Consider the following 21979-nt stretch of genomic DNA (forward strand, 5'->3'; position numbering starts at 1 on the left):
GAGGAGCTTCCCATGCTGGCGCTAAGACCGAACTGCGAATGCTGCGACAAGGACCTGACACCGGAATCCCGCGATGCCTTGATCTGCAGCTTCGAATGCACTTTTTGCAGAGATTGTGTGGAAAAGGTGATCGGCGGCCGATGCCCGAATTGCGGCGGAGAGCTACAGCCGAGGCCGATTAGGCCAGCCCCGATGTTGGAGAAGCATCCAGCATCGACGGAACGTGTCCGGAAGACCGGTGGATGCAGTCGATCAACATGACTTTCCGGCGCGATACATGCCGGTGAAACCGGTCTTCAAGGTCTCCGTGGCTGGTGGGTGAAGACCGGTAATAGCCTGCCCCATCCTTTCTCCGGATGGGGCAGGCCTCCTTGCAGAGGAACGTCTCATGCTTCAAATGCACCCGAACTGCGAAAGATGTGGCAGAGATCTGCCGCCAAGCTCACCCAATGCGATGATTTGCAGTTTCGAGTGCACCTACTGCGCCGATTGCGCGCGGCGGGTGCCTCGTGGGAGATGCGCTGCTTGCGGCGATGAATTGCGTTCTCGCCCGCGACGCATAGCGGAGAGGCCGAACGAGATCTCTACGAACCATCGGCAGATGCACGATGATGATCATCCCGTTGACCTCGGCGGCGCCGGGATCGTCGGGTCATCGCCCCTAGATCGATGGTGGTATTGGTCGTAAGGCCTCGGTGCCAGGGAAGAGCAATTGTTCCGCCGCTCAGCCTTGACGATGACCAGTGAACAGCTCGAGCCGTTCAATATAGGTGTGGTGAATGAGAACCTATAGAGAACTCTAAATTCATCTGAGTCAATGACTTAGGAATACAAAAAGGCGCCGATGCGAAGTTCAGTTATTTATCTGGCCGGGTAGGAAAGCGGCGGCAGCTTGATAATCTGCCGCCGCTTTTCGTTAGCACGGGCCGCTCGTTTCGAAATCTCGAACTGCTGGATTCAGTGCGAGGTCATAGTCGGTTTCCAACCCTTGATCAGCGCATAGACAGCCGGGATGACAATCAACGTCAGCAATGTCGATGAAATCATGCCACCGATCATTGGCACGGCAATACGCTGCATGACTTCTGATCCCGTGCCGGTGCTCCACAGAATAGGCAACAGGCTGGCCATAATTGCCACAACGGTCATCATCTTTGGCCGAACCCTTTCGACCGCGCCTTCGATGATCGCTGCGTAGATGTCGGCAGCGGCAAGTTGGCGCCCCTCGCTCTCGCACTGCCGTTGCCGCTCCTTCATGGCCTGATCGAGGTAGATCAACATCACAACGCCGGTCTCCGCAGCGACCCCCGCCAGCGCGATGAAACCCACGGCGACCGCGACGCTCATATTGAAGTGCAGCAGGTGCATGAGCCAGAATCCGCCAACCAGCGAGAATGGCAGTGAGAGCATGACGATAAGTGTTTCGGTCAGGCGCCTGAAGTTAAGGTAGAGCAACAGGAAGATGATCAGCAGCGTTACCGGCACAACAACCTGCAGGCGCTTCTCCGCGCGCTCCAGATACTCGAACTGGCCGCTCCAGACAGCAAAATAGCCCGGTGGGAAGGTGACGTTGTCGGCGACGGCCTTGCGGGCATCCGCCACATAGCCGCCAATGTCGCGGCCACGAATGTCGATGTAGACGTAGAGCGCCAGTAGCGCATTCTCCGTGCGGATCGTGGACGGGCCCTGCGAAAGCTCGATCTTGGCAACCTGCCCCAGCGGAATGGCCGCACCCGTGGGACTGTCGACAAGGACTTGCCGGCCGATTGCCGTGGGGTCGCTCCGCAGGGCGCGCGGATAGCGCAGATTGACGCTGAACCGCTGGCGACCCTCGACAGTCGTCGTGACCGTCTCGCCGCCCAGAGCCATGGCCAGGGTGTCCTGGAAGGCGGCAATCGTGATGCCATAGCGTGCCAAGGCATCCCGGTCCGGCGTGATGTTGAGGTAGTAGCTGCCAACCACGCGTTCGGCATAGGCGCTGCTCGTGCCTGGCACCTGACGCACGACCGCCTCGATCTGCCGCGCCAGCGCATCCATCTTGGTGAGATCCGAACCGATGATCTTGATGCCGATCGGCGTCCGAATCCCGGTCGAGAGCATGTCGATGCGCGCCTTGATCGGCATCGTCCAGGCATTACTAACGCCCGGTAACTGCAGCGCGCTGTCCATCTCCGCGATCAGACTGTCAATGGTAACGCCCGGCCGCCATTCGGACTGCGGCTTCAGGTTGATGATGGTTTCGATCATCTCAGTCGGTGCCGGGTCGGTCGCCGTGGCTGCGCGGCCAGCTTTGCCAAAGACGCTGGCCACTTCCGGGAAGGTCTTGATGATCTTGTCCTGGGTCTGCAGCAGTTCACCGGCCTTGGTGACCGAGAGGCCCGGCAAGGTGGTCGGCATATACATGAGCGTCCCCTCATTGAGGGTCGGCATGAATTCGGTGCCAAGCTGGCGGATCGGATAGATTGTTGCAGCCAGAATCAGAAGGGCGACGAGGATCGTCAGGATCTTCGCCTTGAGCACCAGGCGGATGACCGGCCGGTAAATCCAGATCAGCAGCCGGTTGATGGGATTGCGCGCCTCGGGAACGATCTTCCCACGCACAAAGATGATCATCAGCACCGGCACCAGGGTGATGGATAGAAAGGCGGCGCCGGCCATAGCGAATGTCTTGGTGAAGGCGAGCGGCTGAAACATGCGACCTTCCTGCGCTTCCAGCGTGAAGACGGGCAGGAACGACACTGTGATAATGAGCAGGCTGAAGAACAGCGCCGGCCCGACTTCCGTCGTGGCTCGGATCAACACGTCGATGCGAGGTTCACCTGGCTTGGCCCGTTCGAGGTGCTTATGCGCGTTCTCGATCATGACAATGGCCGCGTCGATCATGGCGCCAACGGCGATCGCGATCCCACCCAGGCTCATGATATTGGAGCTGAGACCGAATGCATGCATGACGATCATGGCAATGAGGACGCCGACCGGCAGCATGATGATCGCGACCAGGGCGCTCCGAACATGCAGTAGAAAGACGAAACAGACGATGGCAACGACAATGCTCTCTTCGATGAGCGTATGCTTCAATGTTTCGATCGCGCGCTGGATCAGTTCTGATCTATCGTAAACGGACTTGATGGTGACGCCGTCGGGCAGACCGCTGGCGATGTCGGCGAGCTTGGCTTTCACATTATCGATGACATCTAGGGCGTTGGCGCCGAACCGCTGCAGAGCGATGCCGCTGACCACTTCGCCTTCGCCATTTAATTCCGTGATGCCGCGGCGTTCGTCGGGCCCCATTTCGATGCGGGCGACGTCCTGCAACATGACCGGCGTGCCACTGGCAGATTTGACGACGACCTTGCGCAGATCATCGATGCCTTTCAGATAGCCGCGGCCGCGCACCACGTATTCCGTTTCCGTCAGCTCGACCGTTCGACCGCCGACATCCATATTGCTGTCGCGAACGGCATTCTTGATATCTCCGAGTGAGAGGCCATAGGCCTGCAATCGCTTTGGGTCGACGATGACCTGGTATTGCTGGGTGAAGCCGCCGACGCTGGCGACCTCGGCAACACCTTCGGATTTGGCGACTTGATAGCGAACAAACCAATCCTGGATCGTGCGAAGTTCTGCCAAAGTCCGGTTTGAGCCTTCGACGACGTATTGGTAGACCCAGCCCACCCCGGTCGCATCCGGGCCAAGTGACGGTGTCACACCTGCGGGCAGGTTCTTCTGGGCGAAGTTGAGATATTCCAACACCCGGCTGCGCGCCCAGTAAATATCCGTGCCATCCTGAAAGATGATGTAGACGAATGAAACACCGAAGAAGGAAAAGCCACGCACGGCCTTCGACCGCGGCACGCTGATCATGGCCGTCGTCAGCGGATAGGTAACCTGATCTTCCACTACCTGCGGCGCCTGGCCGGCATATTCCGTATAGACGATGACCTGGGTGTCGGAGAGGTCCGGGATGGCATCGAGCGGAATCTGCCGCACGGCGTAAATACCGGCACCAACAATGAAGACAGTTCCCAGCAAGATCAGGAGAATATTGCGGCTCGACCAGCGGATAACGGCGGAGATCATGGCGTCGGCTCCGCGGCACTCGTCTGCTTGGTCATGAACGCGCGCAACGCTGCCTGGAGATTGCTTTCCGCGTCGATCAAGAAGTTGGCGCTGACGACCACCTTGTCGCCTGCCACGAGGCCATTGGTCACGGCGACATAGCCATCGGCACCGCTGCCGATCTCGATTGACCGTGGCTCGAATTTGCCCTCACCACGATCGATCAGGACCGTTTGCTCAAGGCCATCGTCGAGAACGGCATTTTCCGGAATGGTCAGCATCTCGGCGGTCTGCATATCACCCGCGATCGAGACATTGGCGAACATCCCAGGTTTGAGAAACGCCTCCTTGTTATCCATCTCGATCCGAACCTGCGCCGTGCGCGTGTCCATTGCCACCATCGGGTAGACGAGACTGACGGTTCCTGAAAAACTCTTGCCTGGGAATGCATCGAAGGCGATATCGACGGGCAGCCCGCTTCGCATCAATGCAAGATCCTGCTCGTGGATTTCGGCGACGACCCAGACATGGCTGAGATCGACCAAGCGATAGAGCGGATCACCGGCTTCGACGCGCATCCCCAAAATGGCCTGCTTCTCGATGACCTGGCCGCCCGAGGGCGCCGAGATGGTCATGGTTCGGGGCGGCGTGGTCTGTCCCTCCAGGGAGATGATCTGCTCGTCGGTCATGCCCTTGTTGCGCAGCTGATCCTTCGCTGTCCGGGCCAGTTCTGGGCTACTTTTCAGGGTCGAAAGATACTGGCTTTCGGCAATCCGCAGGGTCGGGCTGAATATCTCCAGCAAGGAATCGCCGCGACTGACGGTGTCACCTGTCTTGGTGACTTGCAGCTTCTCGATCCAGCCTTCGAACTTGCTGGTGACGATTACCTGCCGGGATTCATCGATTTGAACAGTGCCGACGGCACGAATGGCGCGGACGAGCCGGCGGAAAACCGCCGGCTCGCTCATGACTCCCAGTTTTTGCACCTTGTCGAGGCTGACCTGCACGACATTGCTGCTGGCTGCCTCGTTCTCGTAGACCGGGATGTAGTTCATCCCCATGGAATCCTTCTTCGGCACCGGTGACACGTCCGCCAAGCCCATAGGATTGCGGTAGTAGACGACCTTGCCCTTGTCGGCCGCCGGCGTTACCTGCGATCGAGGCTTGGGTGGTGTCTCATGGCCCTCATAGACCGGGAGATAGTCCATCCCCATGGAATCCTTCTTCGGGACGGGCGAGGTATCCGGTCCGCCCATGGGATCTTTGTAGTAGAGGATTTTGCCCTGGCCGCTTGCGGGCGCTGCGGGAGCCGCATCTGGCTGTGCCGCAGCGTCGCCTTCGTAGACGGGCAGAAAATCCATGCCCATCCAGTCCTTCTTCGGGACAGGTGATGTTTCAGGGCCGCCCATCGGATCCTTGTAATAGAGAATCTTGCCTTTCGCCGCGTCCGTCGTTGGCGCGGCATTGCCGCTCTCTTGAGCGAAGGCCTGGAGGCTCGGAAGGTGACCTCGGTTGAGGTATGCTGTCGCTGCGATAAGTAGTGACAAAGCAATCGTGAGCGGCCACGCGCGGCGGCCGCGGTTTGGTTTTTTCATGACAAAGCCTGTCGTTTAGCCGATCAAATCGGCAAGACGGTTCTCTGTCGTGCGCAACCGACGCACGACACCGAATCCACAAGAGCCGCTTGCGCGGCGTGTGGATCAGCGATCAGGCAATAAGCTTGGGAGGGCTGTGATCGGGCTTGGTGTCGACGCTGTTCATGCCGCCGGCATCAGCAGTCGCGAACGAGCTCTTGGACCAGGTCGAACCGAACACCACGCTGGTGGGCGCCGGCAACTTCGCGCAAAACAACAGGCAGCCGGCTTTGTCGATGCAGCTCGGTGCCTTCGGTGCGTCAGGGGCGGATTTTGAGTCCATGCCGGCCATCATGCCGGCGCAATCCATGGGCTCGGATGCGCTGACGCCGACCGGGCCCATGGTCGAAAGGACCATAGCCAGTGTCAAAAGCAAGGACATGAACAGTTTGCGCGTCATCATGGTCAATATATTGGTCCAGCCCCTGGAAAGCGAACCCGAAATCTTCACCCGATGCGACGCCTCGTCGCGTCACGGGGCTCCCTGGATCATATACGGCAGAGGTATCTGATTGTTACGGCTGAGAAACACGAACAGCCTCAGGGGCCAACGCGTCGAGGATCCGGCATTCGGCAATGGTGCCGCGATGGCACTGCTTAATGAGGCCTTTCAGTTCCTTCCGCAGCTTCTCCAGGTCCGCGATCTTGCGCTCGACGTCATCGAGATGCGTTTTGGCGATCGTGTCAACTTCGTCACATGATCGGCCCCGATCGTCGGATAAGCGTAATAGATCGCGCACTTCATCGAGCGAGAAGCCAAGGTCGCGGGATCGACGAATGAAGCCCAGCCGCGTCAAATGATCTGGCGCATAGCTGCGGTAATTGCCGGCCGTCCGGGCGGGCTTGGACAGCAGGCCGATGCCCTCATAATACCGGATGGTCTCGACCTTGGTTCCGGTCGCCTTGGCGAGCTCGCCGATCGAAATTCGGGCTGTCATATCTTGACCCTCTAGTGACTATAGGGTCCATATAAGGCGCCAAGTGGCTCACTTCAACCATCGGAAGTCATCATGGCAGGTTGCTGCTCACACGACAGTTGCGCCAGCGAAACCAAGGTCGGCCCCGCCTGGCGCCGGGCGCTCTGGATTGCCCTCATCGTCAACGCCACCATGTTCGCCGGCGAGATCGCTGCTGGCGCCGCTGCCGGCTCTGCATCCTTGCAGGCCGACGCCCTGGATTTCCTGGGGGATTCCGCCAACTACGCCATCAGTCTGGGCGTAGCCGGTCTGGGCCTTGCCTGGCGGGCCCGTGCAGCCTTGGCAAAGGGCTGGGGACTTCTCGCGCTAGGTCTGTGGGTCCTTGGCTCGACAGGCTGGCATGCCTATGCCGGAACATTGCCACAAGCCGAGGTCATGGGGATTGTCGGCATTTTGGCGCTGGCTGCGAACGCCGGCGTCGCCCTCATCCTCTATCGCTTCCGGCAGGGTGATTCCAACATGCGGTCGGTTTGGATCTGCTCGCGCAACGATGCAATCGGCAACATCGCCGTGGTCGCCGCGGCCGCCGGTGTGTTCGGCACCGGGACGGGTTATCCGGACCTTGTTGTCGCGATGATCATGGCCGTCCTTGGCATCAGCGGTGGCTGGCAGATTATTCGACAGGCACGGAGTGAGTTGAGCTCTGGCGAACCAATATCCCAGGTCTGATCACAGGAGCGCCAAATGAAACGTCGATCCATGCTTGCGATGTCCGTCGCCCTGACACTGGCGCCGCACCAACTGTTCGCTGTTGCCACGGCGGGCACGAAGTTGCAGCTGATCAAGGATCCGAATTGCGGCTGCTGTGCTGATCACGCACTTTACATGCGCGATCATGGCTACGTTGTAGAGATCAGTGAATCGGAGAGGCTCACGGAGATGCGTGCAGAGCTCGGCGTGCCTGAGCAGATGGCCGGTTGTCACGTCATCTTGGCTGACGGATATGTGATCGAAGGCCATGTGCCGGCCGCGGCCATTGACAAGCTGCTGACCGAGAAGCCGGCCATCAAAGGTATCTCTGTGCCTGGCATGCCAGCCGGTTCGCCTGGCATGGGTGGCGAGAAGACCGAACCATTGGTCGTCTTCATCATTGGCGATGGCATGCCCAAGGTGTTTTTTACTGAGTAGTCCCGACACGAGAATGGCGGTGCGATGGAGAGCGGATCATGCGAAACGGATTTGACCCTGGACTAGGGGTGCGAAAACGCTCACGGGCGTGCAGAAACGTTCGCAAATCTGTGTTGGTGTTTGAAAACGCTAGGCGCTCTCCATCATTGACGGGAAATATGGCCAAGACGGTTTTGCACAAATAGTCGGCGTCCTGAGGTATCGGTGAATAAATAGTTGAACCGCAAGCCCAGGATTTCAAGGGGTTACCGGGTTCGATGTTTAGCTGAATATATTATGGATAAACATCAATTCCGAGCCGCCACACCGCGCTGAAGCACTGCGTCAGCCGAAAATATGTAAATTGCGCAAATTGCGAGTTTCGACTCCTTAGCACTTGAATATTTTGCGCAAAATGCGCAAATTACAGGAAGCAAGAGGAGAGACGAATGACTGCCGTTCCTGCTACCGAGTTCTGCCGAAACTTCGGCGAATATCAGCGCCGCGCGCAGCGCGAGCCGATCCAGGTTCAGAGTCATGGCAAGACGACGGGCTACTTCGTCTCGGCCGACGAGTTCGAACGCTTTCAGCGCATCCTATCTGAATCCCGGAAGAGCTACCATCCGAGCGAATTGCCGCAGGATCTTCTCGCGGCGGTCAAGGACGCCCGCATGGAACCGCGCCACGCGCATCTCGACAATCTGCTCGATCAGAAATAGTCCGGCGTGCCGCTGCCCAAGCCGGAGGCGGGCCTTGTCATTCGCTACGACTATCTCTGGCGCAACGAGTATGCCGCCGGTGCGGATGCAGGTTCCAAGCAGCGCCCCTGCGCGATCGTGGTAGCCGTCAAAGACGATGCTGGCGTTGTTTCGGTCGTCGTGGCTCCAGTGACGCATTCACCGCCGGCACCGCCTTCGGAAGGCGTTGAGCTGCCGCCGCGCGTGAAACGTCATCTCGGGCTCGATGAGCAGAAATCTTGGGTCGTCGTCACGGACCTCAATACCTTTGCCTGGCCGGGCTTCGATCTGCACCCAATCCCAAACGCACCACCCGGCACCTTCGACTACGGCTTCCTGCCGCCGGCACTGCATGCCGAGATCGTGGCACGGATCGTTCAGGCCAGCACGCGGCCAACGCCGCGCGATTAGCGCTGCTGCGCGTGGCGGTGTTAAAAATACTGCAAAATCCCCATCTAATGGGGAAAACGCATGAATTCTAACCAGCGCCCGCTCACTGAAAATAAATGATGTCTTCGAGTTTTACGCGGCCCTTGGCGAGACCGAGGCGCATCGCCGGTGTCTGTTTGTCCGCGCCGAGTTCGTGATAGTTGAAGACGATGCGATACATCTCGATGAGTTTCATCAGCATCACCGGGTTGTAAGCGTGCTTGCCATACCAGACACGACGGCCGGTGTTAGCAGTGGAAATCGGCCGTTCGGCAAATGAGATGCCGCGTCGGATTTGCATGAAGAATCGGTCGACCGCATGAAGCGAAGCGCGGTCGTATTCGTATGCGAATTCGAGATTGCTGCGATCGCCGAAATTCGTGAGATGGCTTACCTGCTTGTCTGGTTCTGCCATCGATGGGATCGGATGCTTCAGCCAGAGGTCGTCGTAGCGACCATGGCGCTCCATTCGCATGATACGCCGAACAATCAGCATGCGTCGGATCTCATAAGGCGATTTCTCAGGATACATGCGAGCTACGCGATCGAGATGACGTTTGATGCGGCCGACGATGGCTCGCTTCTTATCGATCGACATTTCCTTGGCGATCTTCACGTAGAAGACATCCGTCGTCCCGCTACGAATTCGCGCCTGGAAGATAGACATGACGGCGCTGCGCAATTCGGCATCGAGGTCCATGTAAAACGTCAGCCCGGGCGCTTCATGGAGCATGCCTGCTATGAGGTTGAAATGTGCAGCCGCAACGTAGTCCTTCCGGACCTGCGCGCCCTTCTTGGGGAGGTTTTCGAACCAGTCGACGAATTCCTCCCTGCCCAGCGCCTCAAACGCGGCATACAGTCGGTCTATTCGTTCACCTAAGGTTCCACCTTCGACGTTGGCCTCGATCAGCTTTGCTGAATTGGACTGTGCCGCTTTGTGATCACTAGGCAGCCACAACCGGGCGTGGCGCCGATACTCCGGTTGCGTTGTCATCTCTCCGAAGTCCATCGTCTGGATCTGCGCCGTGGCTGTATCAATGTCTGGGTCGTAAGTCAGGTTGAGCGCAAAGATGTAGCCGCTATCGAGGTGGGCTGTTGCGAATGCTGAGAACCGGAGCGGCCGGCGCTCCTTCCGAGAAACCCAATTGACGTGATAGTCTTGCTTGTCTGTCGCGAGACGCATGTGCGGGAACATCATGCCTTCGAATTGCCGTTCGCGCTCGGCAGCAAACTTCATGCATTGCGCATGCAGAAAATCAATCTTCCCGTAGAGCGTGCCAGCACCGATCTCACGCACCTTCATGATGCGGCGGATCGGCATTCCGTTCATGAGCGCAAGAAAGATCTCTCGATTTTCATGTGACTTTCGATGTCTCAGTGTCGAACGACCAACGGACAGCGTCCGCGAGCAGACCTTGCACTGATACCGCTGAGAACCAGATGGCGTTCGTCCATGGGGTCGCCAAAGAGACGGGTCTTCGTCGATGCCGTAGATGTTAGAGCAACCAGGCGTCGCACACTTTGGACCGAAACTCGGCAGCAGATACTTGGCGATCCGGAAATACTCTTGGGCGATGCCGAAGTTCGAGCGTATTCGCGTGAACTGATTGCAGGCATTGCAGCGTATGCCCTTATCGGCCATGGCATTGACGATAGTATAGAGATGGACGGTGCCTTGCGATCGGCGCCCCTTCTTGGCTGGCAAATCGTATCGATCTGGTCGGCCGAAATTGACGCAGCGCGGATTGCGGCAGAAGTTGACTTCTATGCCGTTGCAAGGCGGCGGAAGCCGCGGCCGCCGCTTGGCGGGTTCCTCAGAAGATATCTTAGGCAAAGCAAATCCCCGTAACCTCTGGAGATTACGGGGATTATTGCTACGGAATGGTTAATTTACCACACCTTACTGGAACGGCTCGGTGAACAGCTTACTTTTTGTAAATAAATCTATCGATAGATAGATCATAGGTGATAGCAACCGGCAGCGAGCAGCGCAGTTACATGAAGTGGAGAGAAAAGATGAATCAGGCCCAGAAGGCACAGCAATTTGCAGAGCTCCATGTGAAGGGATCGCCGCTCATTCTTTACAATGCATGGGACGCTGGTTCCGCCCACGCGACACTCAAAGCGGGTGCCAAGGCAGTCGCGACCAGCAGTTGGGCCGTTGCCGAAGCACAGGGATACCGAGACGGCGAAGCAATTCCAATGGATCTTGTCGAGCGCATTATCGCGCGCATCACGGACACAATTGACGCCCCGGTGACTGTGGATTTCGAAGGTGGCTACAGCGACGACGAGAAGGAAGTCGCATTGAATGTTGGGCGGTTGATCGATCTGGGCGTCGTCGGCATCAACTTCGAAGATCGGGTCGTCCATGGTGACGGGCTTTATCCGGCGGTAAAGCAAGCAAAGCGAATTTCCGCCATTCGTGAAGCCGCAGAGAAGAAAGGGCTTAATCTCTTTCTCAATGCCCGCACGGATGTTTTCTTTCAAAAGGGCGACCATGCCACTTTCGTGGCGGACGCTCTTGAGCGCGGTGTGCAATACGCCGCAGCCGGCGCATCGGGCTTTTTTGTCCCAGGTCTCAAGAACGACAAGATCATCTCTGAGCTTTCGCAGAGCCAGGCCCTGCCACTCAACATCATGGTCATGGGCGGCGTTTCGCCTAGTGCACAGCTGGCCGAACTCGGTGTGGCGCGCATCAGCTATGGCGCCATTCCCTATATTGAGGCGGTGAGTGATCTGGAACGACGCGCGCAAGCAGTCTTTGCCGCTTAAGGTCGCTCCCAGCAAACATTTCGAGAGAGCGAGAAAGCAAAATGACTGGATCTTTTGCCTATGTGCCGCCGAAGGTGTGGAGTTGGGTCAAGCCGAATGGCGGCACGTTCACCAACATCAATCGGCCCTCCGCCGGGAAGCTCTTCGATCGTGAATTGCCGGTTGGAGGCCATCCCTTGCAACTCTACTCGCAAGGCACGCCAAACGGCGTCAAGATCAGCATCATGCTGGAGGAATTGCTGGCGCAAGGACATTCAGGCGCGGAATACGATGCCTGGCTCATCGACATTTTCGAAGGCGATCAGTTCGGAAGCGGTTTCGTCGAGATCAACCCGAACTCAAAGATCCCGGCCCTGGTCGATCGCAGCGAGCCGGAACCCGTCTCCATTTTCGAGTCCGGGTCGATCCTGCTCTATCTGGCCGAGAAGTTCGGGGCCCTCCTGCCAACAGAACGAGCAGCCCGAACAAAGGCGCTCAATTGGCTCTTCTGGCAAGTTGGGAGCGCCCCCTATCTGGGTGGCGGCTTCGGGCATTTCTTTGCCTATGCGCCGGTCAAGATCGAATATGCGATCGACCGGTTTAGCATGGAAGTGAAGCGCCAATTGGATGTGCTGGACCGTCAACTTGCGGTGACGGAGTTCATCAGCGGAGCAGATTACAGCATCGCCGATATCGCGATCTTTCCGTGGTATGGCGGTCTGGTGATGGACTTCTCATACAAAGATGCGCCCGAGTTTCTGGCGACACAAGAATATCGTCATGTCGTGCGCTGGGCCGAGACCATCATGAACAGACCAGCAGTCATCCGTGGACGGCGGGTGAACAGAAAAGAAGGCACCTATCCCGGCGGCGTCGTGGAGCGTCACGGTCCGGAAGATCTCGATTTGTGACGAACCGCGTCCGGCGTTGAAATTGCGCCGGCACTCACGTCATTGGTGCTAACAGAGGAATAAATAATGACCCGGTTCCACGAGGATGTATTTCTAGCAGCTGGCTTGCGCACGCCGTTCGGTCGCGGTGGTGGCGCGCTCTCAGGTTATGACGCGCTGACACTCTCGATACCGGTGGTCCAGGCCATGTCCAAGCAGCTGGCCAACCAACGACCGGACCTGGTCGTCTGGGGCACGGTCATCCCGAGCTTGGGCTGGAGCAATCTTGCGCGCGAGATCTGGCTCGATGCGAAACTCGATCCTTCCGTGCCGTCCTATTCCGCGGTTCTCGCTTGCGCGACAAGTATGACAGCGGCTTTCTCGGCAGCCGGCATGATCGGTTCGGGCACGGACGTGGTGATGGTAGGCGGGAGCGAGGTCATGAGCCGAGCGCCGATCGGGCTTACGGCGGCGGCCAGCGACCGGCTGCGGGCGTTGTTCGTGAAGAATCCCGTTGAAGCGATTGCGGCTCTAGGCAGCCTTGGGCCAAACGACTTTGTATTACCGGCCAAGGGCTGGGCCAATCGTATAACGGGACGGACTATGGGCGATCACATGGAAGAGACCGCCCGCGAATGGGGCATTGCGCGGGCAGACCAAGATGACTGGGCCTATCAGAGCCATAAGCGGGCCCTCGCCGCGTGGGAGCGTGGCTTCTTTGCCGATCTCGTGATTTCGCTGCCGGAGCTCGAAAAAGACGCCAATCCCCGTGCCGATACATCGCTCGAAAAGCTTGCGTCGCTCCAACCGGCCTTCGACCGCACGAGTGGGTTAGGCACGCTGACGGCTGGGAACTCATCGCCAATTACCGATGGGGCGGCTGGGCTGTGGGTCGTATCGGCAGCAGGCCGCAAGCGACTGCCAGGAAGCGTCCCTCACGTGCGGCTTCTCGATTTTGAGATCGCAGCTGTCGATTTTCAGAAGGATGGCCTGTTGATGGCACCGTCGTTTGCCATTCCCCGGCTCCTGAACCGCAACGGACTTACTTTCGGCGACGTCGCCTTGTGGGAAATCCACGAAGCGTTCGCAGCACAACTTCTGGCCAATATTGCCGCTCTAGAAAAGCCCGACTGGATCCGCGAGCGAACCAGCATTTCCCGGGATTTCGGTGCATTCCCGTGGGAGCGCGTGAATCCGAATGGCGGTTCGGTGGCCATCGGTCATCCTTTCGGAGCGACGGGCGCGCGAGATCTGAGTCAGGCCGTAAAGGAGCTCGCGGAAATGCCGGTCGGGTCGAGGGCCATTGTCAGTGTCTGCGCCGACGGCGGTCAGGGCGCTGTCGCTCTGCTTGAAAACAGCTAACAACATCAAGCCACTGCCTGAGCGTCGGGCAGTTGCACGGAGGATAAGATGTATTACCGCATGGTCCAGCAATGCGCTCAAGCAATGAAGAGTATCGACGTCTGGCTCGATAAGGCCGAACGACATGCTAAGGAGAAGGGTTATGATATTAATGTTTTGATGTCGAGCCGCCTGGCGCCAGACATGAAACCTTTCATCTACCAGGTCCAGAGCGCCTCTGATTACACAAAGGGTGCGGCGGCCTGGTTAACCGGGAAGAAGCCGCCACAGTTTGTCGATGACGAACAAACGATCGACGACATTCGCGCGCGCATCGACAAGACGATTGCATTCCTGGAGAGCATTCCGGAGCCAGAATACGAAGGTGCCAGTGAGCGCAGAGTGAGTTTCAGCTGGACGCCTGGGAGAACGATGGGTGGGGAGGATTACCTCGCGCAGATGGTCATTCCGAGCGTCTACTTTCACGTCTGCATGGCCTACGCCATCCTGCGGCATAACGGTGTCGACGTCGGCAAGATGGATTATCTCGGGCCACTCAATATCGCGTGAAGCAGCAGTATCTGCCCACTTACGCGCGCCGACGTTCACCGGTGCGCGTCTTTTTTGCTGGGCCTGCGGTCGGCTTGCGCACCGATTCAATTGCCCTTACGAGTTCGCCGGTGGCACGATCGTAATTCGAGAGATCGTTGAGCGCATTGGAGACGACCAAGGCGCCTGTGATCGTCGCCAGCAATTCAGCGGCCCGCTCCGAGGAAAGACCTTCCTTGGTCAGCTTCTCCAGGCACATCTTGAAGAATTTCTGAACTTCAACGGCGACTTCTGGCGGTAGGTCTCCGGTGGCGGATCCCATGACGGCGCACGGACACATCCGATCGACTGAGTAGAGTGTGCCCCGAAAGGCTTTCGTCCAAACCTTCACCGGATCTTCGCCAGTCGCGAGTTCCCGGTCGATCTGATCGGCGACACGCTGCGTGTAGCGACGAACCACGGCCGCGGCCAAGTCCTCCTTGGTCGGGAAGTGGTAGTGAACGCTAGAACTCTTCACGCCCACATCGACGGCAATCTCGCGAAAGCTGAAGCCATTAAAGCCGCCTTTCCGGATGCGCCGCTCGGCAGCATCCATGATGGCATTGGCAGCGTCGCTCATAAGAGTCTCCTTACAACTATCTCCTGATAGATAGACCTTGTAACACCTAAATACAATGCCCATTATTCTATCAGGTGATAGATGAATTTGGTCCGCGGCGCGGCCCAAAGGCGCTCCGAACCGGGCAGATTCCGAGAAGCGTCAGCGGATCGCTGCCTTCAATAGGGCGTAACAAGGAGGCGTTCTTTGAAAAACACGGCATATGAAACATCGCCCTCGGCCATGATTGGTTTCCCCGGAGAGGTGCAAAGGAATTTTCGCGTGCTCGTCAATGGCAGTGTGGTCGCGAAGCATCGCTCCTTGGACGATGCCTGGCAGGCAGCATCCGCCCGAGCTCGGACTGCTGGGGCGTCTGGTGTCCGTGTATCGATCGAAACAGACGAATGCGCTGAGATCTATTCACTCTTCATCGTCAACGCATATGACGAATTTCTTCGGGTATGAGAGTGGGCGCGATATGCTTGATCTCGAGGAGGTAAGGGTGCACGGCCGGTAGCGGGCAGGCGAGGACAAACTCGGCAGGTGGCGTCGTCCGTTTGCGCTTTGGGAAGCCTTCTTCAAGCCACGTTCTTATCGGCACAAATGTGCTCCGATCCCGCATTGCCGGTCGTCGTCGAGCATTGCCAGTGTTGATCGCCGAAAGATACGCCTGATCACCAAAGTCAGAGATGATGGCAGCTGCGTCAAAAGTGAGCAGGATCTGAGCTCGGTTCTGACAAGCTCTGAGATGGCGCATCAACCGATCTCTATCGGGCCATAAGAAAACGAAGCCATTGAGCAGTTCATACCAATCCTCGGGCACAAGATCGTCGCCGAGTGCGGTGGCGAGCTTTGCCGGGGGCATGGGCTTTTGGTCGCGGATGGTAACCGCTTTCGAAAGTTGGATGCTCTCAGGCCGATGACTTCGTAGCGAGATCTCTGACGTCTTCCTGGTGTGGTCTAGCAGGAGTCGGGTGCTCATCAATCCAAGTCGTTGGATGGACGGCCAGTTCGAGGCTTCGGCCAGATGAAATAGGCGATTAAGAGCACGTTTCTTCAAAAAACTACCTATCGATAGATTGTATTTGACTCCAGGCCGGAGGTATACCATCTACTATCATAGTTACCTATCGATAGATAGACAAAATTGAGGATATGCTTTGAGTATGAAGATCTACGACCGCTCCGGTTTTCCTAATTCGATCCGTGTTCGAGTGGTTGTCGCACATAAAAGTGTGGAGTCGGAGGTCGAGTGGGTGTCGGTTGATCTTATCGGTGCCGAGCATAAGCAGCCCGCCTTCCTCGCCAAGAATCCATCCGGTTTGGTGCCGGTGTTGGAGCTTGAAGATGGCACATGCATTTCCGAAAGCACGGCGATCACAGAATATCTGGACAACCTTGATGGCAACCCGGTGCTGACGGGCCGCACGGCTCTCGAGAAGGCGACCATCCATATGATGCAGCGGCGCGCTGAGGCATATGTCATCGATCCCTGGGGTATCTACTTTCACTACGGCACGCCTGGCTGGGGCGACGTATTGCCGGCTTACAAAGCACCAGAGTGGAAGGCTCGCACGGAATGGGCGAACAGGGAGGCTGCAAAGGTGCAAGAAGGCCTCAAATACTTCAACAAACTGCTACGCAACCAACCATTCCTCGCGGGCGACGCCTTCTCCATGCCTGACATTACGCTCTTCGCAGGGATCTATTCTGCCGAAGCGACCGGCCTCATGGTCCGGGGTCTGAAAGCGCTCGACAATTGGCACCGCCGCGTATCGGAACTGCCAGCCGTGAAGAACCGGACTGGGCAAGAATTGTTGCCGGAAGATCTCGCGCGGATCAAGCAGTAGGGCCGGACGACGGCCTCCGGCTCACATTTTCTATCCAGTGTCCAACATCGAAGGAGCGTCACATGCTCACCAGAGGACTTAATTTCATTCTAAAGGCGTTGTTCGCCGTCGTCGTCAAGGCGCCCGTGGCAGCCTGGCGTTTCGTCATGTGCCCCGCAGAACCGGAAAAGGCAAAGGAGATGGCATCTTCGAGAGATGACCGCGGGCCACCGTTTGGGGGTTACTAACTTGCCAGATGCAATAGACGCGATCGGCGATATCCTCGCCCCGAGCCTCGATGTGGTCTTTTGTGGAATCAATCCTGCCGGGAATATGGCAAACGGCGGTCATTGCTTTTCCAGCGCCAGCAATCGGTTCTGGTCGGCGATTCATTTGGCCGGTTTCACGGATCGACAGCTCGCGCCCGAAGACGAGCGGGAGCTCCTCAAATTCGGCTACGGCTTGACGACCGCTGTGGGCCGGCCAACGAGGCGAGCCCATGAAGTTGGCGCCACGGAGATCCGAGCTGCTTGGCCAACTCTTAGCGCAAAGATCCTGCGCTATCGACCGCGCGTAATCGCGTTTCTTGGAAAGCGCGCTATCTCTGAGATCATGGACAAGCGGCACATTGATTGGGGCGAGCAGAGCACCCAACTCGCTGAAGCGAGGGTATGGGTGTTGCCGAACCCCAGCGGCCGTAATCGCAAATTCTCGCTTACTGATATGGTCGAATTGTATAGGGACCTTCGGCAGCAATTTCCGCCGCTAGGATCGTCCAACGCAACCGCCCCCTAGAAATTCAACGAGCGCCAGATAGCTGGCATAAGCGAGCGAATCTGGAAGCCACCTGCCAGCACATATCGGTGCAATTATTCAGGGAATCGGATAAGATGGAGTCAAATTCAGGGGAGGTTGGATGTCATCTGGCAATTTGGAGCTGAGGATCATTGCTGAACTCCTAGATTGGACCGAAAAGGAGGCGGAAGCTGGCTTCAAATGGATTCGCTTGATGTCGCGCTTCAAGTTCGATGCCTACTCGGATTTTGTCGCAGGTGCGCGGTTTACAGGCAGCCTCATCCAATGGCTACGGAACCTCGATCAGGAGGACCGCCGTCCGGCTTATGAGTTCATGCGCTCCCATCTGCAATATGTGAGCTCAGTTGAGATGCGGCGCCTGGTCGAAGCCTTTTATCCGAGGGTCATCGAGCCGGTGTTGGTGCATCGAGCGGCAAAGGCCACAGGTGTGAATCCATACGAAATCATGGCCAATCCCCAAGGATCGGAGGATTTCAATTGCTTGCTGCAAAGCACGCTGATCGTCGGCATGAGCGAAGGTGCACATCTTGATTCCCTGCGAAGGGCCAACATGGGCATCCTCACGCACGAACGGATGCTGCCGTCTGTCGAGATGGATAAGCAAAAATGGAAGGACGTGTTCGCAGATACTTTCAAGAACAAATTTCCCGAGGAATCAGCGTTCTCAAGCATTGTTCTCGTCGATGACTTTGTTGGTTCCGGCACAACCTTCTTCCGAGAAGATGAGAAAGCGGTGGATGGCTTCAAGGGCAAGCTCGTCAAACTCCTACGTGGTCTTCCGGACCAGGATGACGACTGGCGTCTCGCCGACGAAGTCGTCATCTATGTTCATCATTACATTGGTTCGCTCGATGCCAGGGATAACCTCTATAGGCTGAAGCCTGCGGCCGAGGGGCTATTGCAGAAGAAACTCGGGAACAAAGTTAGCATTGAGTTTTCCTTTGGATGGCTGCTGCCGAAAGAAATAAAGGTGGATGGGACTGAAACGGTCTTAAAGAGATTGGTGGAGAAATATTATTCGAAGGATATCGAGACCGATCACAACACTGCAGGTGGCGGCACCAGCAAGGACATCAAATGGGGTTACAAGGAATGTGGGCTGACATTGGTGCTTGAACACAATACGCCGAATAACTCATTGCCTCTAATCTGGGCATATTCCGATGGCGCCGGCGGAGGGCGGGCGATGCGTCCCTTGTTCCAGCGCCGACAGAGGCACGTATAGAGCATGTTCAATCCGTTTAAGAAGCGCGCCTCCGAATTCATGCAAGACGAGGCCGTGTTCCTCGCGACTGTTACGCCAGACCCTTTGCTCACTTTCATCAAACCGGTGGTGAGGCAAGGGGTGGCATTCGATCGGCTGGTCGCCATCCGCGGGACGCCTGGCAGTGGCAAGACCACGATTGCATCCCTATTTCGATTTGGCATCATTTCGGCGATCCTGAAAAGCTCGAAGATCGAAGCTTATGGCGAATTGAAGCAGGCTCTCGGAGATTGCGGCGCGGTGGAAAACGGTGCGCCGGCGATCGCGGCGTGCCGTATTCCAATGGAAGCCGAATATCGCGACTACTGGGAACTCCCTTACCCGCCGGAGATCAAGTCGAAGCTACTGTTTATGATGGTGCAGGCACGAGCCGTATTGCTCTGGCTGCGGGATATAGCGGCAGATGGACACGACATCTCGACCATCAATGTTCACCTCGCTGAGACGTCTCACGCGGCAGCAGTCGAAGCAGCCGCTGAAACGGCCTCGGGCCTTCGGAAACGCGCTGAAGAAGTGGAGCGGGAGATTTATCGGGCAACCGCAGCACTCGTCCCGCCGCCGATCGAGAGTCTCGGCGTTCTTCTTGAAGATCCCTACCGCCCGTTCGATATTTTGACTCATTTCTCGATTCTTCGCGCAGAGACAAGGATCAAGCTTAGGCCGCTCGTCATCCTCGACGACGCACATGCTTTGCAGAAGGAGCAGCTGGCGGCGTTGACCGATTGGTTGCGTCGCCGAGAGCTCAATATCGCGCGCTGGATCATGACCAGAATCGATGCGCTTGACGTTGACACTGCCTTGATGCCGCCCCGTGAGACCAATGACATGCCCGGAACCGACCGGGCGCGCGAAGTGACCGAAATCTGGCTTCAACAATCAGTGCGTCAGACCAGCAAGCGCGACTTCCGGACGATGGCAAGGAATATGTCGAAGCGTTACATCCGGAACATGCCATTGTTCCAGCGCCGGAACGTGATGGATCTCGAAAGCCTGCTCGAGACTGCGCCGCACAGCCTCACTCGGCAGCAACTTGACCAAATCGTCCGCGCGAACGAGAAGTTTGCTGAGGCAAACGGTGTCGGTGAAAAGGTGTATGCGGACGTATTGACTGACGTGCGGAACTACGCCGATGCGGCGGTATCGGACGATGTTGGGCCAGATATCCAGGCCCAGATGGCTAAGATTCTGCTCGCGCGCTTTGTCGGTCGCAAACAACGCGGCCTGTTTGATGAGTTTGAGGATGATGCGCCTGAAAAGGGACCAAAGGCAAGTTCTGCGGTAGCTCATGGCGCGCGCCTTCAGTTGATGCATGCATTCAACCGCCCCTTCTATTACGGCATTGACTCTGTGAGCGACGCAGCTGGCGAGAATGCGGAACAGTTTCTTCGCCTAGCGTCCGTCCTGGTCGATTTTTTGGAGCAACGCCTCATCAGCAATCAGACCGTTACGGCACTGGACGCGGCGAGGCAGCACCGCACACTACGTGAGACGGGAGCAAAGATCATCTCCGACTGGAATTTTCCTCAGCACGGCCTTGTGTATCGCCTTGTCGAGGAGATGGGCAAGACCTGTCGGGAGAAGAGTCTCATGGCAAATGCGCCGTTGGGAGCCGGGGCCATCGGCTTCGGCATTCCGCAGGAGGAGTATGAGAATATCCCCCGTAGTCATCCGAAGCTGGCGCAAGTCCTTCGATATGCGATTGCCTACAACGCATGCAGCGTCATGGTCAAAATGCCTGTAAAGAAGAAGCTCTGGAGCATCATCGAACTTGGCGGCGCCGTCCAACTCAAATATGGGCTGACGCTCCAGAAAGGTGGATTCATTGAGTCATCTGCGCATGAGCTGACTCGGTTCATCGAAATTCCAGAACGTGAACATGATCAAACCGTCGAGGGGGAGGGGCGTGATGACTGATGCGCAGGCGCGCTGGTTCTCTTGTCCTCGTCACTATGAGGCAGTGGAAATCGGAGGCTTTCTGAGGGCCTATCTTAAAGACACCAACAGAAAGTCGCTGCTCATTGCCGCTGCTGGCTTTGATCCCCGCTGCATGGAGTTCCCCACACTTTTCGGATCGGTCCTCGGAAGTGAGCAGCCGTGTCTCCTGATCCGGGAACGACGGCCGCAGGATGAACCGGCCTTATCGCGGGCGGCGGAAGCCAACATCGACAAGATCAAAACGCTGGTGACAGTTGACCTGAAAGATCTCAACATATTCGCCACCGACGGTCACGTCATCGCGGGAAAGAGCGCCGTAGAGTTGCTTCGGACCTTCGATTTCTCAGAGATCACAGACGTCTTTCTTGATGCCAGCTCGATGTCAATCGGCGCTTCCTTTCCGATTGCTGCCTTTCTGTGGGACTGGGCAAAGTCGGGCAAGTTCGAATTGCATCTTCTCGTTGCCTCAGCAAGAGATGGAGCTGCGCGTGTGGATACCGATTTTGCCGAACAGCCGACAATCCCACCTGGCTTTAGCGGCAATGGCGGATTGGTGAGCAGTAGCGGGAATGATAGTGCAACGCTCTGGTTGCCCGAGTTGGCGGCGGGATTGGAGGGGCCCCTGGCGCGCATTCATGCGTCGGTGAATCCAAAACAGACTTGCCCGATCCTTCCGTTTCCAACCGATCATCTGCTGGAAGCAGACGATCTCATGTTTGAGTATGCCGATCATTTCAGCTCGACGTGGGAGGTCGATGCGCGCGACATCGTTTATGCATCGGGGAGCGATCCGCACGACCTCTATCGATCGCTTTGCCGCGTGAATAGGGATCGGAAGGCGATCTTCGATGACAAATCGCAGCTCGTCATCTCACCGTTCGGCAGTAAGGCATTGGCGGTAGGCGCCCTGATGGCCGCAATGGACCAGATTATTCGTGTGTCGTATCTGGAGGCCGTTCGCTATTCCTGTTCCAATATTGCTGCACTTGGCAAAGAAGACCTCTATCAGTCACATTTTTGGCTATCAAATTGATATTGAACATAATTTTTTAATGAGCCG

The 21979-nt window shown here is 57.2% G+C and carries 22 protein-coding genes; 16 read left to right on the top strand and 6 right to left on the bottom strand.

Annotation, left to right across the window (positions count from 1 at the left end; all coding sequences use genetic code 11):
• Positions 1-12: 12 nt before the first annotated feature.
• Positions 13-261, top strand: coding sequence for a DUF1272 domain-containing protein (locus AC1DWZ_RS02225; protein WP_477167230.1), 249 nt, complete (start codon positions 13-15; stop codon positions 259-261).
• A gap of 136 nt (positions 262-397) precedes the next feature.
• Entirely contained in the window at positions 398-688 is a 291-nt protein-coding gene (locus tag AC1DWZ_RS02230; protein ID WP_477167739.1) for a DUF1272 domain-containing protein, read from the top strand.
• A 269-nt stretch (positions 689-957) separates the two neighbouring features.
• Here AC1DWZ_RS02230 and AC1DWZ_RS02235 read toward each other — a convergent pair whose 3' ends face one another.
• Both AC1DWZ_RS02235 and AC1DWZ_RS02240 read right to left on the bottom strand, forming a co-directional pair.
• Positions 958-4080 (bottom strand): efflux RND transporter permease subunit, encoded by a 3123-nt coding sequence (locus AC1DWZ_RS02235; protein ID WP_477167231.1) that lies wholly within the window; start codon positions 4078-4080, stop codon positions 958-960.
• The gene (locus AC1DWZ_RS02240) at positions 4077-5654 is read right to left on the bottom strand and encodes an efflux RND transporter periplasmic adaptor subunit (protein WP_477167232.1); all 1578 of its coding nucleotides are present in this window, start codon (positions 5652-5654) and stop codon (positions 4077-4079) included. Before AC1DWZ_RS02240 ends, AC1DWZ_RS02235 begins: the two co-directional genes overlap by 4 nt.
• A 149-nt stretch (positions 5655-5803) precedes the next feature.
• On the opposite strand from AC1DWZ_RS02240, the gene AC1DWZ_RS02245 reads away from it, so the two are divergent.
• Entirely contained in the window at positions 5804-6205 is a 402-nt protein-coding gene (locus AC1DWZ_RS02245) for a hypothetical protein (protein WP_477167233.1), read from the top strand.
• A 3-nt stretch (positions 6206-6208) separates the two neighbouring features.
• Here AC1DWZ_RS02245 and AC1DWZ_RS02250 read toward each other — a convergent pair whose 3' ends face one another.
• Positions 6209-6631 (bottom strand): MerR family transcriptional regulator, encoded by a 423-nt coding sequence (locus AC1DWZ_RS02250; protein ID WP_477167234.1) that lies wholly within the window; start codon positions 6629-6631, stop codon positions 6209-6211.
• A 72-nt stretch (positions 6632-6703) separates the two neighbouring features.
• Here AC1DWZ_RS02250 and AC1DWZ_RS02255 point away from each other — a divergent pair, with 72 nt between their 5' ends.
• From AC1DWZ_RS02255 to AC1DWZ_RS02270, 4 genes are all read left to right on the top strand, one after another.
• On the top strand, positions 6704-7339 hold the full coding sequence (locus AC1DWZ_RS02255) for a cation efflux transmembrane domain-containing protein (RefSeq protein ID WP_477167235.1): 636 nt from the start codon (positions 6704-6706) through the stop codon (positions 7337-7339).
• Positions 7340-7354: 15 nt separating this feature from the next.
• Positions 7355-7798: a DUF411 domain-containing protein gene (locus tag AC1DWZ_RS02260; RefSeq protein ID WP_477167236.1), complete on the top strand. Its 444-nt coding sequence runs from the start codon at positions 7355-7357 to the stop codon at positions 7796-7798.
• 428 nt (positions 7799-8226) lie between these two features.
• Positions 8227-8496 (top strand): type II toxin-antitoxin system prevent-host-death family antitoxin, encoded by a 270-nt coding sequence (locus tag AC1DWZ_RS02265; RefSeq protein WP_477167237.1) that lies wholly within the window; start codon positions 8227-8229, stop codon positions 8494-8496.
• A 6-nt stretch (positions 8497-8502) separates the two neighbouring features.
• Complete coding sequence (locus tag AC1DWZ_RS02270) at positions 8503-8925, top strand: growth inhibitor PemK (RefSeq protein WP_477167238.1); 423 nt, start codon at positions 8503-8505, stop codon at positions 8923-8925.
• Between the two features lie 82 nt (positions 8926-9007).
• Here the strand turns inward: AC1DWZ_RS02270 and AC1DWZ_RS02275 are convergent, their stop codons facing one another.
• A complete protein-coding gene (locus AC1DWZ_RS02275) occupies positions 9008-10777 on the bottom strand; it encodes a transposase (protein ID WP_477167239.1) in 1770 nt (589 codons plus the stop codon).
• Positions 10778-10908: 131 nt separating this feature from the next.
• Here AC1DWZ_RS02275 and AC1DWZ_RS02280 point away from each other — a divergent pair, with 131 nt between their 5' ends.
• From AC1DWZ_RS02280 to AC1DWZ_RS02295, 4 genes are all read left to right on the top strand, one after another.
• Positions 10909-11718: an isocitrate lyase/PEP mutase family protein gene (locus AC1DWZ_RS02280; protein ID WP_477167240.1), complete on the top strand. Its 810-nt coding sequence runs from the start codon at positions 10909-10911 to the stop codon at positions 11716-11718.
• 41 nt (positions 11719-11759) lie between these two features.
• Positions 11760-12608, top strand: coding sequence for a glutathione-dependent disulfide-bond oxidoreductase (gene yghU / locus AC1DWZ_RS02285; protein WP_477167241.1), 849 nt, complete (start codon positions 11760-11762; stop codon positions 12606-12608).
• Positions 12609-12674: 66 nt separating this feature from the next.
• Entirely contained in the window at positions 12675-13949 is a 1275-nt protein-coding gene (locus tag AC1DWZ_RS02290; RefSeq protein WP_477167242.1) for a thiolase family protein, read from the top strand.
• A gap of 48 nt (positions 13950-13997) precedes the next feature.
• Positions 13998-14498 (top strand): DUF1993 domain-containing protein, encoded by a 501-nt coding sequence (locus AC1DWZ_RS02295; protein WP_477167243.1) that lies wholly within the window; start codon positions 13998-14000, stop codon positions 14496-14498.
• Positions 14499-14517: 19 nt separating this feature from the next.
• On the opposite strand, the gene AC1DWZ_RS02300 is transcribed toward AC1DWZ_RS02295, so the two are convergent.
• Both AC1DWZ_RS02300 and AC1DWZ_RS02305 read right to left on the bottom strand, forming a co-directional pair.
• Positions 14518-15096, bottom strand: coding sequence for a TetR/AcrR family transcriptional regulator (locus tag AC1DWZ_RS02300; RefSeq protein ID WP_477167244.1), 579 nt, complete (start codon positions 15094-15096; stop codon positions 14518-14520).
• Between the two features lie 412 nt (positions 15097-15508).
• Positions 15509-16135, bottom strand: a complete 627-nt coding sequence (locus tag AC1DWZ_RS02305; protein WP_477167245.1) for a DUF7002 family protein — start codon at positions 16133-16135, stop codon at positions 15509-15511.
• 106 nt (positions 16136-16241) lie between these two features.
• Between AC1DWZ_RS02305 and AC1DWZ_RS02310 the strand changes: the two genes are divergently transcribed.
• The 5 genes from AC1DWZ_RS02310 to AC1DWZ_RS02330 all read left to right on the top strand — a co-directional run bounded on the left by AC1DWZ_RS02310 (position 16242) and on the right by AC1DWZ_RS02330 (position 21952).
• Positions 16242-16925: a glutathione S-transferase family protein gene (locus tag AC1DWZ_RS02310; protein ID WP_477167246.1), complete on the top strand. Its 684-nt coding sequence runs from the start codon at positions 16242-16244 to the stop codon at positions 16923-16925.
• Positions 16926-17120: 195 nt separating this feature from the next.
• On the top strand, positions 17121-17699 hold the full coding sequence (gene mug / locus AC1DWZ_RS02315; protein ID WP_477167247.1) for a G/U mismatch-specific DNA glycosylase: 579 nt from the start codon (positions 17121-17123) through the stop codon (positions 17697-17699).
• A 121-nt stretch (positions 17700-17820) separates the two neighbouring features.
• A complete protein-coding gene (locus AC1DWZ_RS02320) occupies positions 17821-18945 on the top strand; it encodes a phosphoribosyltransferase-like protein (protein WP_477167248.1) in 1125 nt (374 codons plus the stop codon).
• Positions 18946-18948: 3 nt separating this feature from the next.
• Positions 18949-20898: an ORC-CDC6 family AAA ATPase gene (locus AC1DWZ_RS02325; protein WP_477167249.1), complete on the top strand. Its 1950-nt coding sequence runs from the start codon at positions 18949-18951 to the stop codon at positions 20896-20898.
• Positions 20891-21952, top strand: coding sequence for a hypothetical protein (locus tag AC1DWZ_RS02330; RefSeq protein WP_477167250.1), 1062 nt, complete (start codon positions 20891-20893; stop codon positions 21950-21952). The genes AC1DWZ_RS02325 and AC1DWZ_RS02330 overlap by 8 nt, the downstream gene beginning before the upstream one ends.
• Positions 21953-21979 lie beyond the last annotated feature (27 nt).

It is taken from the genome of Dongia sp. P2_B8 (assembly GCF_056404715.1).